Raw genomic sequence first — 12,973 nt, 5'->3', positions numbered from 1 at the left:
GTGATGACCAGGTATGAGCAGCCACTTCGTGCTGTCGCTGGTGCTCGCCGTCGCCGGGCTCTGTGCGGCGGGCATCGTCGGCGTCGCGCTGGCCGCGCTCGTCCAGCGGCGCTCGGTCCCCTACCTGCTGGTGACGCTGGCGCTGGCGACGCTGCTCGCCCGCTCGGCCGTCGGCGTCGCGCTGATGTGGGGGGTGTTCCCGGACACGACGCACCACACGCTCGAACATGGCCTCGACGTGCTGATGGCGGGGCTCGTCATCGCCGCGGTCTACACCGCGCGACAGGCACGGGGGGTCGCTGAGTGAGCGCGACACGTGACCGTATCGCCGCACAGGTCGCCCGCGACCCGGGGATCCACTTCAACGAACTCGTGCGCGTGCTCGACCTCGCTCCCGGCCAGGTCCAGTACCACCTCCGGCGACTGGACGTCGTCGCCGACGAACGGTACGGCCAGACCCACTACTTCCCCGAGGAGTACGACGCGTGGGAGCGGGGAGCGCTCGCACTGCTGCGCAGAGAGACCGCCGCGGACATCGTGAGCGTGCTGATGGAATCGGGCCCCCTCGGCGCGAGCGAGACGGCCGACCGGGCGGGCATCGCCCGGTCGACGCTGTCGTGGCATCTCGACCGACTCGTCGAGAGCGACCTCGTCGAGAAGCGCCACGACCGGGGCCGTATCGTCCTCGCGCTCGCCGACCCCGGGCGCACGGCCCGGCTGCTCGACCGTGCGGAGCCGACGCTCCCCGGGCGGCTGGTCGACCGGTTCACGCGGCTGGTCGACGCGCTGTTGGCCGAGTGACCCTCGACGAGGCGTTTTCGACGGTCGCACCAGAACCCCTTTTCGGTGGACGCGACTAGCCATTCCCATGCAACGACGCGACGTGTTGCGCGCGGGGCTGGCCGTCGGCGCGGCCGGGCTGGCCGGCTGTACGGGCCTCGTCACCACCGAGCCCGTCGGCGCGCCCCCCGTGCTCGAGGACCGGCCGGACGCGGTCTACTTCCCCACCCACGTCGAGGGGATGGAGATGGCCGGGATGGGTGCCGGCGGCGAGTACAAGTTCGCCCTGATGTACTCGTACCCCCACCGGTTCTGGAACGTCAACGGCACCTCTGTCTCCCGCACCGACATCGACGACGCGGACGACGTCCACCTGATGGCGACCGTCTGGGACCCCGAGACGAAGCAGGTGCTCCCCGAGACGGGCCTCTCCATCGAGATCGAACAGGACGGCGAGCTCGTCAGCCAGGAGGTCATCTACCCGATGCTCTCCCAGCCGATGGGCTTTCACTACGGCGCGAACTTCGGGCTCCAGGGGGATGGAACGTACGACGTGACCGTGAGCGTCGGCGGCGTCTCGACCCGGCGGACGGGCGCGTTCGAGGGCCGCTTCGCCGACCCGGCGGACGCGACCATCGAGCTCGACTACACACAGGAACAGCGCGACGAGATCATGTACGAACGCACCCCCGACAAAGCCGGCTCGCTGGCCGCGGTCAGGCCGATGGACATGATGATGCCGATGGGAATCGCCCCGACCGGCGACGAACTGCCGGGCGAGGTCGTCGGGGAGGCGACGACCGGCGACGCGACCCTGCTCGTGGCGAGCCTCGAGTCGCCACCGCAGGGCGCCGAGGGAGCGGGCTACCTCGCCGTCTCCGCGCGCACCCCGTACAACCGCATGGTCATCCCGGCGATGGCGATGGAGGCGACCGTGACGCGCGACGGCGAGACGGTGTACGACGACACGCTCACCCGAACGCTCGACCCCGACCTCGGCTACCACTACGGCGCGGGCGTCGCCGTCGAGCCCGGCGACGAGATCGAACTTCGGGTGACGACCCCGCCGCAGGTCGCCCGCCACGAGGGGTACGAGACGGCGTTTATGCAGTTCGCGCCCGTGGAGGTGACCGTCTGATGGTCGAGCGCCGAACCCCACGGACGAGACGCGAGTTCATGAAAGCCGCCGTCGCCATCGGCAGCGCGAGCGCCCTTTCGGCGTGTACCGAGCGACTGGACGGCGGCCCCGACGTGCAGACGGGGTCGCTCGCCGACGTGCCCGAGCGACAGCACGCGTGGAACGCATTCCTCGCGAGGGACGACCACGGCAACGCCGTCGCACCGCGACACCACGTCGTCGCGCTGTTCGACCTCGCGCACGATGGGGCCCCGACGCAGGACGACCGCGAGCAGGTCGCGGCGGCGCTCGACAGCCTCAACCGCGCCTACGAGTGGTCGAACGAGGGACTGCTCGTGACCGCGGGCTACTCGCCGTACTACTTCGAGCGGTTCGACGACGCGCTTTCGGACGCCGTGGACCTCCCGAAGCCGAAGGCGCTGTCGCCGTTCGAGGAACCCGAACTCGACGACCCGGACCTCGTCGTCCACCTCGCGAGCGACCACGCCCCCGTCGTCCTCGAAGCCGAGGAGGCGCTCGTGGGCAACCGCGACGCCGCCAACGGCGTCGAGATGGCGGGGTCGTTCGACGGCGTGCTCGACCGCCGGGAACGGCGGACGGGGTTCGTCGGCGCTGGCCTGCCCGCCGAGAACCAGGACGTCGACGGCATCCCCGACGGCGACCCCGTCTCGGAGGAGAGCCCGCTGTTCATGGGGTTCAAATCCGGCTTCACGAAGAACCAGGCCTCCGAAGACCGCGTCACCATCCAGTCGGGGCCGTTCGCCGAAGGAACGACCCAGCACCTCTCGAAGATCCGCCTGCGGCTCGACGACTGGTACGGCGAGCAGGACCACGAGGCCCGCGTCGCCGAGATGTTCTGTCCGGCACACGCCGACTCGGGGAAAGTGGAGGGCACCGGCGAGTCGCTCGGCGACGACTCGGCGATGGACGACTGTCAGAACCCCGCCGATTCTGCGACGGAGTATGGGCGTGTGGGCCACTCACAGAAGATGGCTACGGACGCGAGAGAGGACGGCTCGCCCATCATCCTCCGCCGCGACTTCGACTCCACGGACGGCGGCGAGGCGGGACTCCACTTCCTCGCGGTTCACCGCGAAATCGGCGACTTCGAGACGACCCGGAAGGCGATGAACGGCGAGCAGTACACCGACAACCCCGCCGTCAGGCAACGGGTCAACAACGGCATCCTCGAGTACACGTTCGTCCGCCGGCGCGGCAACTACCTGCTGCCGCCGCGGTCGAAGCGCGCGCTCCCCGAACCACGCTGACCGGCACGAGTTTCGTTCTCGGCCGCATACACGAGCCATGACCGACCTCGAGGGAGCCGTGGCACTCGTGACCGGCGCGAGCCGCGGATCGGTCGCGGCATCGCGGAAGAGCTCGGCCACGCGGGCGCGACGGTCTACGTCACCGGCCGGAGCGTCGGTGACGAGACCACCGACGACCTCCCGGGAACCGTCACCGGAACTGCCAGACTCGTCACCGAGGCCGGCGGCGAGGGCATCGCCGTCCAGTGTGACCACACCGACGACGACGCCGTCGAGGCGCTGTTCGAGCGTATCGAGCGCGAAGAGGGGCACCTCGACCTGCTCGTCAACAACGTCTGGGGCGGCTACGAGGGCTACGGCGAGGGGTTCGACGCCCCGTTCTGGGAGCAGTCGGTCGGGACGTGGGACGCGATGTTCGATACGGGTGTCAGAGCGCACTTCACCGCGAGTCGGCTCGCCGCGCCCCTGCTGTTCGCGTCGGACGCCGGACTTGTCGTCACGGTCTCGTCGGGTGACGGCGACAAGTTCCGGGGGAACGTCCCCTACGACACGTCGAAGGCCGCGACCGAGCGCATGACGCGGGGGATGGCGCGAGAGCTTCGCGACCGGGGCGTCGCGGCGGTCGCCATCCAGCCGGGGTTCACCCGCACCGAGCGCGTGCTGGACGCGTTCGACGGCGAGGAGCCCCCGGAGGAGACGAGTTCCCCGCGCTACGTCGGCCGCGCCGTCGTCGCGCTCGCGACCGACCCCGACGTGCTCGACTGCTCGGGCGAGGTCTGCCCGGTCGGCGAGCTCGCGTTCGCGTACGGGTTCACCGACGTCGACGGGAGCCAGCCGCAGTTCGCGCTCGGCGAGGAGTGGGCGCTGTGACCGCGAGCGAGGGTGTTTTGCAGCCCCGCCCCTAACGCCGACCGTGGCGGAGTGCACCGTCTGTGGGACCGAGACTTCGGTGAGCGACGCGTGTGCCCACTGTGCTCGGCCCGTCTGCGTGGACCATCGCTCGCCCGCGAGTCACGACTGTCCGGGCGTCGATGGCGACGAGACCCACGGCTGGTACACGAATCCAGATGCGGGGCGGACGCCGGGCGGGACGGGGGCGACCGAGCTCTCGAATCCCCGAAGACTACTCGTCGGCGTCCTGCTCGTCGCGCTCGTCGCCGTCGTGGCGATGGGCGCGTTCGCGGCGATGGGCGGCGTTCCGACCGCGACGCTCGACACGCAGACGACCGAGCGACTCATCGCCGAGGGAGTGAACGAGGCGCGCACCGAGCGTGGGTTGACCCCGCTCACCACCAACGAGACGCTCGCGGCCGTTGCAGAGGGACACAGCGCCCACATGGCGAGAAACAACTACGTGAACCACACCCAGCCCGACGGCACGACCATCGGGGACCGGTACGCCGCTGCGGGGCTGGAGTGTCGCGGCGGCGAGAACATCTACTTCACGCCGAACGGCGCGCTCCGGGTGAGCGAGCAGGCGTTCGCCGATACGGTCGTCCGCGCGTGGCTCGCCTCACCGGGCCACCGCCGGGCGCTCCTCGACGAGGACTACACGAAACAGGGTATCGGGGTCGTCGTTTCGGAGTCGGGGGGTGTCTACGTGACACAGGATTTCTGTTGAATCGGTCGATAGTGATTGCGGGGGCGCGTGCTGGCGAGCAGTCTCGGCTGCGAGCCAGCACCGCGCGAGGGATCGATGTATTCGACCGTAGAATTCCTAGCCGCTGAGTAGATTGGTGATGGGTATCTTATGCTGAGAGACGCCGAGGCAATCTACTGGTACGAACACGCAAAGTCAGGATACGACGACTTGAGCTTCTGGGATAAAACGTGGATTAATGAACCGGAAGCCGCTCTCATCAGCGGCGCGCTCAGGTGGGCTGTTGAGCACTATGGCGCAGTTCCCCCCAATCGATGGTGTCGAAGATCCAGATATGGACTACCTTGCACGTATAGACTACAAATTGGAACTTACAGAGCAGTTGTGTCCCAGCAGTAGATAGCGAGTCTCCAATAGAGAAGCCGAGAGACGGTTGCCACGAGTAATCCGATATGCCCGACGTCTCACGCTGACGTCGGTGTCGATGGGAAACGTAATCGAGAGATCGATCGCCTCGGCCCCCTCGCGCAGGATCGGACGCTTGCTGTTGCCATCTGTCGTGAACTCGATGACACCGAGCGCTTCGAGTTCCTTGAGATTCCGATGAACCTCTTTTTGACATCCTCCCCGCGCTGAAGGGCGAGGATTCCCGACCGCGTTGGGATATTGTGGTTTACGACGTGGCCTGGTCTCGTGGCGCGAAGCGTCCACTCTCGGTATCGAACAGGTACGCCGATGGCTGTGCCAACCAGCCGTTACTCCTATCACCGCCATCCGTGGCGAGACTCGGAGATACTTTCCGTCTGATGTTCTCTGCGCCGTTCACGTCCGCGTTCGCTACCAGCCCACACTCGTCACAGGTGTAGAGGCCCCGCTCGACGCGGTTCGCCTTCCGGACCCGCCCGCAACACGAACACGACTTCGAGGTATCACGCTCGGAGACGCGAGTCACCGTGATTCCCTCGGCCTCGGCCTTGTATTCGAGCATCCACGTGAATCGGTCGAACGCCCACGAGTGCAGATCGAGGTTGCCGTGGCGACCCCAGTCTTTCGCGTCACCCGTCTCATCGTCGTCTCGAATCCCGCCAAGATCACCGATGGCGATGGTTCCGACACCGTCCTCGACACACCGCTCGACGAGGTGGTTCGAGAGCGTGTGGAAGTAGTGGGTCCGCCGGGCAGACTTGGTCTGGTTCAGACGCCTCGCCCGTTCAGAGTCCGAGTCGTCACACCGAGCGATCCGCTTACTGAAGTAGTAGTCATCCTGCTTCAGACAGTTGAGCGGATACAACTCACCGTGACCGTCCTCGAAGGCGATGGCCGCGAAGTTGACGATGCCGAGGTCAATCCCCGCCGTCTTCTTGCCGGGGGACTCAGGGACGTCGATAGCGACTCGACAGACGAGGTGGAGCGTCCACGCCTCACCAGTCCAGACGGCCCGGACCTGCTGGACGCTCTCGACCGTCGAGAGGTCGACGTCGGGTTGAGTCTGTATCTCGCAGAGGATGAAGTCCGTCCAACAGGATTTGTGGTTCTCGCCTTTGCTGAGTCTGACTCGGCCGTTCTTGGTGTCGACCTTGAAGCCAGCCGCTTTGAACGTGACCGTTGACCGTGGATGGTCGTCGCCGTGTTTGCGGTAGCCGGGGGGTCTGGCTCTCGTATCTCCGTTGCGTCGTTTTCCGTACCAGCCGGTGAACGCCTCAGCGAGTTCTTGGAGAACGCGCTGACTTGACTGTGAATGGAGGTCATCGTAGCGTTCGTGGGTCTTGAGGTAGGTGGTGAGTTCGTTGTGACGGGGGATGTGGCCGATTTCGGACCACACGCGGTCACAGACCCACCGACCGACGTTCCAGAGTTTCGAGGCAGAGAACCCGAGGGCGTCGAGATCGTCGCGGACCTGCCGCTGGTTCCGTATGGACGCGACGTAGGTCCGGTTGACGGTCTCTTTCGCCACACGTAACCTAGGTCGATGAACCTACTTAGCATCGCTCCGTCCGAGGTGAAAGTGAACGCAGGCGTAGAATATCCGGACGGCCATCGTGGACTGTTGTGTCTCCTCTTGTCGGATTCATCCCCGCCCTGAAGGGCGGGACTTTCTCCTTGTACTTCCGTAACTACGCCACAGCTATCTCCCGATCGCTTCGTCGTGCTGCTTCCTGACCCGTCGTGTCTCTACAGGGCCGCTCGTTCTAGTTGTGTCGCAGACGGGAACCTGTTCCCACTTCCCCTTGGCCAAGCCATTTCACTCAGCCAGCCGATACACACCCCATGGACACCTTCGACATCGGCGGCACCCACACCGTGAACCGACTCGGCTTCGGCGCGATGCGGCTCTGCGGGCCGAACATCATCGGTCAGCCCGACGACGAGGAGAACGCCCGCGCCGTGGTCCGGCGCGCGCTGGACCTCGGCGTGGACTTCATCGACACGGCCGACTCCTACGGGCCGGGGGTCTCCGAGCGCCTCCTGCGCGAAGCGGGCGCGCCCGACGAGGCGCTCGTGGCGACGAAGGCCGGGCTCCTCCGGAACGCCGACGGGAACTGGACGCCCCACGGCGACCCCGACTACATCCGGAATCAGGTGCTCGTCTCCCAGGACCGGCTGGGCGTCGACACCATCGACCTCTACCAGTTCCACCGGCCGGACCCCGACACCGACTTCGAGGAGAGCGTCCAGACGTTCGCCGCCCTGAAGGACGAGGGGTTCGTCGAGCACGTCGGGCTCTCGAACGTCACGGTCGACCAGCTGGAGACCGCCCGCGACGTCGTCGACATCGCGACGGTCCAGAACCAGTACAACATCGCCCACCGCCCCGACGAGGACGAGCGCGTGCTGGAGGCGTGCGAAGAGTACGACATCGGCTTCATCCCGTGGTTCCCGCTCGGTGCGGGCGACCTCTCCGAGGTCGACGGCATCGACGCGGTCGCCGACACCCACGACGCCTCGCCGTACCAGATCGCCCTCGCGTGGCTGCTCGGGCACTCGGACGTGACGCTCCCGATTCCGGGCACGTCGAGCATCGAGCATCTGGAGGCGAACGTCGCGGCCGCGGACATCGACCTCACCGACGACGAACTGGCGCACCTCGCCTGAGCCGGCGTTAGCGACCGAACAGCAGGGCGAGCGCGGCCGCGCGTCGGCTCGCCGTCCGGCCGTAGCGCCGCTGTCTGAGCCGACCGCGGAGCCGGCGGTACGCGCGCCGCATCCGGCGTCGGAGTCGTGCCCCGAGCCCCCCCGACCGTGTCCGACGCCGTCGGAGACGGGTGCGGACGGCGCGGGGCCAGCGGACGAGCGCTCGTCGCCACCGCACCCGCCGAGCCGTCCGGCGGTGACGACGCCGGCGCTGCCAGGTTCGGAGGCGGCGTGGCCACGCCCGGAGCGCGCGGCGACAGCGGTAGGCGAGGCGGTCGCGGCGGTGGCGGTTCCGCTGGCGGGCGCTCCGGCGCCAGCGGACGTAGCGGCGCCGGAACCCCCGCCTGATGGGGACGAGGCGGTGGTGGACGGCCAGCCGGAAGCGCCGCGCACGGACGAGCCCGAGCGTGAGCGTCGCGAGCACCGTGACCGTGAGGTTGAACCCCGCGACCGGGACGAGGCCGTCGGTGACGAACCGGACGAACAGCCCCGTCATCGCGAGGCGGGTGACGAGGCCGACGAGGAGCGCGGCGAGCGCGGCGGTGACGACCGCCGCCCGCCAGCCGTACGCGAGTCGCATGTCGCCGGCGGGACAGCCCAGCCCCCGCATCCGGTCGAAGGCGTCGGCGAGCGCCGCGTCGTCGTCCCTCCGGGCCGCACGCGCGCTCTCGGCGAACTGGTCGAGGCGGTCTGTCGGACCCGAGCCGCGGCTCCCGGTCAGGCGGTCGGGGGGGCCGCGGCGCGTCGCCATTGGAGGTGGGAGTCCGCGCGCATCGGCCTTCAAAGCGCGTCAGACGTGCGTCAGCGCGCCGGCAGGGGGTTTTTACACACCGGCTCCAACCGGGAGGTATGGACGAGCCCCTGTACGTCGGGGTCGACTGGAGCCCGGCCGGGTGGGTCGCCGTCGCCTTCGGCCGCCGCGAGTTCGAGGGGGCCGCGGTGTACGAGGAGGTGGGCGACCTCTGGTACGACTACGAGGAGCAGGCGCACCGCATCTGCATCGACGTGCCCATCGGCCTCGTCGAGCAGGGTGAACCGACGCGCGAGGCCGACCGGCTCGCCCGGAAGGTGCTCGGTTCCCGGCGGTCAGCGGTGTTCACCCCGCCGGTTCGAGAGGCCACGCGGAAGCGCCGCTATCCCGCGGCGAAGCGGACGATGGAGCGCAAGGCCGGCACGGGGCTCTCGAAGCAGGCGTTCGCGCTCAGCCAGGGTATCGCGGCGGTCGACGAACTGCTCCAGGAGGTGCCCGAGTCCCGCGAGGTGTTCGTCGAGTCGCACCCGGAGCTGTGTTTCCGGGCGTTCGCGGGCGAGCCGCTCGACTACGCGAAGGAGACCGCCGGTGGCTACGCCGAGCGGATGCGCGCGCTCGCGGAGTTCGACCACGACGCGCCCCCGACCGTGCAGTCGGTCGCGGAGGCGGTCGCCGGCTACGAGGTGCTGGTCGACGACGTGCTCGACGCGATTGCACTGGGCTACACCGCGCGCCCGGCGAGCGCCGAGCTGCGGTCGCTCCCCCCGGAGCCGCCGACGGACGCGACGGGGCTCCCGATGCGGCTCTGCTACCGCGCCGACGAACCACTGGCGTGATGATGGCGAGTCGCGTACGCCACGTATGGCGCTCCCGGACGAGCCACTGACCTGCGACTGCGGTGTGACGGTTGCGCCCGAGGCAGCGACCCGCACGGAGACGTTCGGCGACCTCGACCCGACGACGTGGCAGTCGCTCTGCTGTCCCGAGTGTGGACGAAAGCTCAAGACGGTGTTCGTCGGCGACGAGTGACTGGGCGCGCGTTTTTGTCGGTTCCCCGAGAACCAGCGGGTATGCTCCGCAGGCTCCGTGAGACTGGGCCCGTGCTGCTCGTGCCGCTCGCGTGGACGTTCGCGACCGCCGCGCATCTCGAACTGCTGGCGACGCGGACGGTCCTGATCGGGCACGTCGTGATGGCCGCCCTCCTGTTCGCGTTCGCGGCGCTCTCGTGGCAGGATATGCAGGCCCATCCGGTGCTCCGCGCGTGGCTCGCGGTCATCGTCGTCGGGTTCGGCGTCACGCTCGTTGGCGCGTACGCGCTTGCGACCGGGAGCGACCCGACGCTCACCGGGGGCACGGTCCTCGGGTGGATGCTCATTCCGGCGCTGGCGCTGCTCTACACCGGGCAGGTCCTCCCACGCGAGGAGCGGGCGTGGGCGTACACCGTCGGCGGCGCGCTCTCTGGGCTCGGTGCCGTCGTGTTCCTGTTCGGGCGGCCGCTGGTCGCGCTCGCGCTCGTCGGCGTCGGGCAGACGCTCGGCATCCTCGTGGCTGTCGTCAAGTACTGACCGCACGACGCTGTCGCTGTGTGACGTGGCGTCTCCAAAAATCGTGTGTCGCGTTCGGTGCGTGAACCGCCTTACAGGCGGGTGACGTTCGTCGCGCGCGGGCCCTTGGGGGCGTCCTCAATATCGAACTCGATCTCCTGTCCCTCTTCCAGATCCGGGCCGCCGACGTCTTCCATGTGGAAGAACACGTCGTCGTCCGCGTCCTCAGTCGAGATGAAGCCGTAACCGCCAGTGTCGTTGAAGAAATCAACCTTTCCGGTCGCCATTGCGAATAGATGGAACGGACGGGCGGGTATAACCCTTCCGCGTGTCGCGGTACCACGGACCCCGACCCCTACAGATGGAGGAAACCACCCGACGAGAGCGGTGTTGGTGGTCGAGACACGACGTCGTGATGGGAACGAGTCACAATTAGGGGTTTTTGCCCCCGCAGAACGAGAGCCGAGTATGACCGCACCCGATCTCGCGGCCGCGACGCTCTCCGAACGAGTCACGCTCCTCGGTCTCACGTATCTCACGGTGCGCGGCGACGTGCCGGCACACACCGGCCAGGTCGTCGAGACCTGCACCTGGACGTTCGACGACCTCGGCGGCGAGGTGCTCGGGAACCTCTCGGAGGCGGACGTGAGCCGGGCGCTCAACGCGCTGGAAGCCAGCGGCGGAGTCGAGCAGGTGTTCGGCGACGAGCAGTCACCGGTCGGGAAGGGACGCCCCCGGTACGAGCTGGCCGTGGACGCCGAACGCGTCCTCGCCAGCTACGACGACGACGAGCGACTCGTCGACATCGTCGCGTTCGTCCGCGACGAGGCGTGACACGGGAAGTCGCGTCACCCATCGCGGGTCCCGACTGTCGTGACTGCGGCAGGTGACACCTGACCGAACAGCACCCTCACCGGGCGACGTACCTCGTGAATGGCGAAGGATTCTTTCGACGAGGGGCTAGCCGGCCGCGTCGGAGTCGAGCCGCCGTCGCGGCGGGACAGCGGCGTGTTACGACCAGTCGTCGAGCAGCAGGTGCCACTTGCCGTCCTCCTTCCAGACGAGGAGATCGGGCAGCAAGGTGAACGCCTGCTCGACGGCGTCCGACTCGACCGAGGCGTACGTCACGAGCGTGTTGACGTTCTTCCCGTTCGGATGCTTCAGGAAGCCCTCGACTGCGTCGCGCTCGTGGGGGTCGAGTCCCGCCATCGCGCCGATGACCGCCGCCGTCCCGACTTGTGCGTTCTCCAGCCCTCGTGTCAGAAGCCGAAGCATGTCCCATGATACACCACCCCACACATAATAATGTATAGCCTTCGTTAATCATCGAAACACGACACGGGGATCGGTACCGCGGGCGACGGCTGCGCCGCTCGGCGTGCGGTTTCGGTGTCGAAGGACACGTCGATGTAGCGAGGTAGGTAACTATTGACCGCGCCGATTCCGGTGTCCCTACTCTCCAGGGAACGGCCGGTGCACTCTCCCTCCAGATTCTTCCCGTCGTCGCGGAGCAATCGCTCAGGCAGTCTCGTCGGCCAGTGGCTGCGTGTACCACCACGCCCAGAGCGCGAGAACGGCCTGCAGCGGGAGCCGGGCCCACCGCGCTGCCGCCGGCGGATCGCTGGCCCAGTCGGGAACGCCAGTCAGCGTCACGTCGCTCGTCGCCATGTAGACGTTCGCCGGGAACACCGCGACGAGCAGGGCGACGATGCCCCACGCCGAGAGCCGGCGCGTTCGGTCGAACAGCACGCCGACGCCGAGGACGATCTCGGCCACGCCGGAGAGGTAGACGAGGTCGAGCGGCCGCGGGAGCTGGGGCGGGACGATCTGGGCGTACACCTTCGGGGCGACGAAGTGGAGCACGCCGGCGAGTACGTAGAGCCCGCCCATCACGTAGCGGAGTGGGCGTCGGTACCGGGCGAACGTGGGTCGGGCCTCGTCGGTCATTCGTCCGACTCGACGAAGCCGCGGGCCAAAGGCGTTCCCCGTCAGTGGGCGAGCGACACCCCTGTCCACGTCCGTGTCCCCACGAGAACAGTAGTCCAGAGCGGCAGCCGAGAACAGCGAGCGGTCCTGTCGACCGGCCGTGACTACGCTTATGCGTTCGCTCTCTGAGAAGCACCAATGGAGATCGATCCGCGACAGGCAACAGTCGACGAGATGTACCGGCTGCTGACGACGCTCATCACCCCCCGGCCCATCGGCTGGGTGTCCACCCGCAGCGTCGACGGCGTCGACAACCTCGCGCCGTACAGCTTCTACATGGGCGTCATCGAGGCGAACCCACCCGTCGTCATGGTCTCTACCGAACGCAGGCCCGACGGCAGTCCCAAAGACTCCGCGCGCAACGTCCTCGACACCGAAGCCTTCGGCCTCAACCTCGTCACTACGGACCTCGTCGAGGCCATGGACCGCACCAGCGACGCCGTCGGCGCCCACAAAGACGAGTTCGACCTCGCCGGCCTCGACCGCCGCGACGCGACCACCGTCGACGTCCCCCTGGTCGCCGCAGCCAAGGCCACCATGGAGTGTACGCTCTACGACACCATGGAGGTCGGCGACCACATCGTCATCTTCGGCCGCATCGAACACGTCATCGTCGACGACGAACTCGTCACCGACGGGAAGATCGACGTGGAGAAGGTCGACACCGTCGGCCGCCTCACCGGTTCCTACTACGCCAAACTCGAACGGTTCCAGGTCGACCGTCCCTGGCAGTGAGCAGGGCCCACCTCACGAACGGGCCGAGACGAGTGAATC

General features: G+C 67.9%; 18 protein-coding genes. 12 read left to right on the top strand and 6 right to left on the bottom strand.

What is annotated here, in order from left to right; translation table 11 throughout:
- Positions 1-13 precede the first annotated feature (13 nt).
- From NL126_RS09435 to NL126_RS09410, 6 genes are all read left to right on the top strand, one after another.
- Positions 14-307 carry a DUF7471 family protein gene (locus tag NL126_RS09435; protein ID WP_255198669.1) on the top strand — a complete coding sequence of 98 codons (294 nt, stop codon included), beginning with the start codon at positions 14-16 and terminating at the stop codon, positions 305-307.
- Entirely contained in the window at positions 304-801 is a 498-nt protein-coding gene (locus NL126_RS09430; RefSeq protein WP_255198668.1) for a winged helix-turn-helix transcriptional regulator, read from the top strand. Before NL126_RS09435 ends, NL126_RS09430 begins: the two co-directional genes overlap by 4 nt.
- 67 nt (positions 802-868) lie before the next feature.
- On the top strand, positions 869-1,918 hold the full coding sequence (locus tag NL126_RS09425) for a DUF7350 domain-containing protein (RefSeq protein WP_255198667.1): 1,050 nt from the start codon (positions 869-871) through the stop codon (positions 1,916-1,918).
- A complete protein-coding gene (locus NL126_RS09420) occupies positions 1,918-3,186 on the top strand; it encodes a Dyp-type peroxidase (protein ID WP_255198666.1) in 1,269 nt (422 codons plus the stop codon). Before NL126_RS09425 ends, NL126_RS09420 begins: the two co-directional genes overlap by 1 nt.
- Before the next feature lie 87 nt (positions 3,187-3,273).
- Positions 3,274-4,056: an SDR family NAD(P)-dependent oxidoreductase gene (locus tag NL126_RS09415; RefSeq protein ID WP_350355499.1), complete on the top strand. Its 783-nt coding sequence runs from the start codon at positions 3,274-3,276 to the stop codon at positions 4,054-4,056.
- A 118-nt stretch (positions 4,057-4,174) separates the two neighbouring features.
- Positions 4,175-4,807 (top strand): CAP domain-containing protein, encoded by a 633-nt coding sequence (locus NL126_RS09410; protein WP_255198665.1) that lies wholly within the window; start codon positions 4,175-4,177, stop codon positions 4,805-4,807.
- A gap of 336 nt (positions 4,808-5,143) precedes the next feature.
- On the opposite strand, the gene NL126_RS22175 is transcribed toward NL126_RS09410, so the two are convergent.
- Both NL126_RS22175 and NL126_RS09405 read right to left on the bottom strand, forming a co-directional pair.
- Positions 5,144-5,560: an HVO_A0114 family putative DNA-binding protein gene (locus NL126_RS22175; RefSeq protein ID WP_491536956.1), complete on the bottom strand. Its 417-nt coding sequence runs from the start codon at positions 5,558-5,560 to the stop codon at positions 5,144-5,146.
- On the bottom strand, positions 5,460-6,740 hold the full coding sequence (locus tag NL126_RS09405; protein ID WP_255198664.1) for an RNA-guided endonuclease InsQ/TnpB family protein: 1,281 nt from the start codon (positions 6,738-6,740) through the stop codon (positions 5,460-5,462). Before NL126_RS09405 ends, NL126_RS22175 begins: the two co-directional genes overlap by 101 nt.
- Before the next feature lie 314 nt (positions 6,741-7,054).
- On the opposite strand from NL126_RS09405, the gene NL126_RS09400 reads away from it, so the two are divergent.
- A complete protein-coding gene (locus NL126_RS09400; protein ID WP_255198663.1) occupies positions 7,055-7,879 on the top strand; it encodes an aldo/keto reductase in 825 nt (274 codons plus the stop codon).
- 7 nt (positions 7,880-7,886) lie between these two features.
- On the opposite strand, the gene NL126_RS09395 is transcribed toward NL126_RS09400, so the two are convergent.
- Positions 7,887-8,669, bottom strand: a complete 783-nt coding sequence (locus NL126_RS09395) for a hypothetical protein (RefSeq protein ID WP_255198662.1) — start codon at positions 8,667-8,669, stop codon at positions 7,887-7,889.
- A gap of 98 nt (positions 8,670-8,767) precedes the next feature.
- Between NL126_RS09395 and NL126_RS09390 the strand changes: the two genes are divergently transcribed.
- Genes NL126_RS09390 through NL126_RS09380 form a run of 3 tightly spaced genes read left to right on the top strand, consistent with a single transcriptional unit; the run spans position 8,768 to position 10,234 of the window.
- On the top strand, positions 8,768-9,505 hold the full coding sequence (locus NL126_RS09390; RefSeq protein ID WP_255198661.1) for a DUF429 domain-containing protein: 738 nt from the start codon (positions 8,768-8,770) through the stop codon (positions 9,503-9,505).
- Between the two features lie 25 nt (positions 9,506-9,530).
- Positions 9,531-9,698, top strand: a complete 168-nt coding sequence (locus tag NL126_RS09385) for a hypothetical protein (RefSeq protein WP_255198660.1) — start codon at positions 9,531-9,533, stop codon at positions 9,696-9,698.
- Between the two features lie 41 nt (positions 9,699-9,739).
- Positions 9,740-10,234, top strand: a complete 495-nt coding sequence (locus NL126_RS09380) for a hypothetical protein (RefSeq protein ID WP_255198659.1) — start codon at positions 9,740-9,742, stop codon at positions 10,232-10,234.
- Between the two features lie 71 nt (positions 10,235-10,305).
- On the opposite strand, the gene NL126_RS09375 is transcribed toward NL126_RS09380, so the two are convergent.
- Positions 10,306-10,500, bottom strand: a complete 195-nt coding sequence (locus NL126_RS09375) for a cold-shock protein (protein ID WP_255198658.1) — start codon at positions 10,498-10,500, stop codon at positions 10,306-10,308.
- 181 nt (positions 10,501-10,681) lie between these two features.
- On the opposite strand from NL126_RS09375, the gene NL126_RS09370 reads away from it, so the two are divergent.
- Entirely contained in the window at positions 10,682-11,047 is a 366-nt protein-coding gene (locus NL126_RS09370) for a hypothetical protein (protein ID WP_255198657.1), read from the top strand.
- A 177-nt stretch (positions 11,048-11,224) separates the two neighbouring features.
- On the opposite strand, the gene NL126_RS09365 is transcribed toward NL126_RS09370, so the two are convergent.
- On the bottom strand, positions 11,225-11,488 hold the full coding sequence (locus NL126_RS09365) for a hypothetical protein (protein ID WP_255198656.1): 264 nt from the start codon (positions 11,486-11,488) through the stop codon (positions 11,225-11,227).
- 243 nt (positions 11,489-11,731) lie between these two features.
- Positions 11,732-12,160, bottom strand: coding sequence for a DoxX family protein (locus tag NL126_RS09360; protein WP_255198655.1), 429 nt, complete (start codon positions 12,158-12,160; stop codon positions 11,732-11,734).
- Positions 12,161-12,337: 177 nt separating this feature from the next.
- Here NL126_RS09360 and NL126_RS09355 point away from each other — a divergent pair, with 177 nt between their 5' ends.
- Entirely contained in the window at positions 12,338-12,934 is a 597-nt protein-coding gene (locus tag NL126_RS09355; RefSeq protein WP_255198654.1) for a flavin reductase family protein, read from the top strand.
- Positions 12,935-12,973 lie beyond the last annotated feature (39 nt).

Origin of the sequence: Halorarius litoreus (assembly GCF_024362405.1) — an archaeon.
Classification (GTDB): domain Archaea; phylum Halobacteriota; class Halobacteria; order Halobacteriales; family Haloarculaceae; genus Halorarius; species Halorarius litoreus.
The sequence above is the reverse complement of the archived record's forward strand: the minus strand, read 5'-3'. Positions and strand labels throughout refer to the sequence as shown.

Excerpts from the sequence above, each read along its gene's own strand:
- NL126_RS09425 (WP_255198667.1), top strand. The coding sequence starts at position 869 with ATGCAACGACGCGACGTGTTGCGCGCGGGGCTGGCCGTCGGCGCGGCC.
- NL126_RS09360 (WP_255198655.1), bottom strand. The coding sequence starts at position 12,160 with ATGACCGACGAGGCCCGACCCACGTTCGCCCGGTACCGACGCCCACTC.
- NL126_RS09380 (WP_255198659.1), top strand. The coding sequence starts at position 9,740 with ATGCTCCGCAGGCTCCGTGAGACTGGGCCCGTGCTGCTCGTGCCGCTC.
- NL126_RS09390 (WP_255198661.1), top strand. The coding sequence starts at position 8,768 with ATGGACGAGCCCCTGTACGTCGGGGTCGACTGGAGCCCGGCCGGGTGG.
- NL126_RS09370 (WP_255198657.1), top strand. The coding sequence starts at position 10,682 with ATGACCGCACCCGATCTCGCGGCCGCGACGCTCTCCGAACGAGTCACG.
- NL126_RS09365 (WP_255198656.1), bottom strand. The coding sequence starts at position 11,488 with ATGCTTCGGCTTCTGACACGAGGGCTGGAGAACGCACAAGTCGGGACG.
- NL126_RS22175 (WP_491536956.1), bottom strand. The coding sequence starts at position 5,560 with ATGGCGGTGATAGGAGTAACGGCTGGTTGGCACAGCCATCGGCGTACC.
- NL126_RS09385 (WP_255198660.1), top strand. The coding sequence starts at position 9,531 with ATGGCGCTCCCGGACGAGCCACTGACCTGCGACTGCGGTGTGACGGTT.
- NL126_RS09375 (WP_255198658.1), bottom strand. The coding sequence starts at position 10,500 with ATGGCGACCGGAAAGGTTGATTTCTTCAACGACACTGGCGGTTACGGC.
- NL126_RS09395 (WP_255198662.1), bottom strand. The coding sequence starts at position 8,669 with ATGGCGACGCGCCGCGGCCCCCCCGACCGCCTGACCGGGAGCCGCGGC.
- NL126_RS09400 (WP_255198663.1), top strand. The coding sequence starts at position 7,055 with ATGGACACCTTCGACATCGGCGGCACCCACACCGTGAACCGACTCGGC.
- NL126_RS09435 (WP_255198669.1), top strand. The coding sequence starts at position 14 with ATGAGCAGCCACTTCGTGCTGTCGCTGGTGCTCGCCGTCGCCGGGCTC.
- NL126_RS09420 (WP_255198666.1), top strand. The coding sequence starts at position 1,918 with ATGGTCGAGCGCCGAACCCCACGGACGAGACGCGAGTTCATGAAAGCC.
- NL126_RS09355 (WP_255198654.1), top strand. The coding sequence starts at position 12,338 with ATGGAGATCGATCCGCGACAGGCAACAGTCGACGAGATGTACCGGCTG.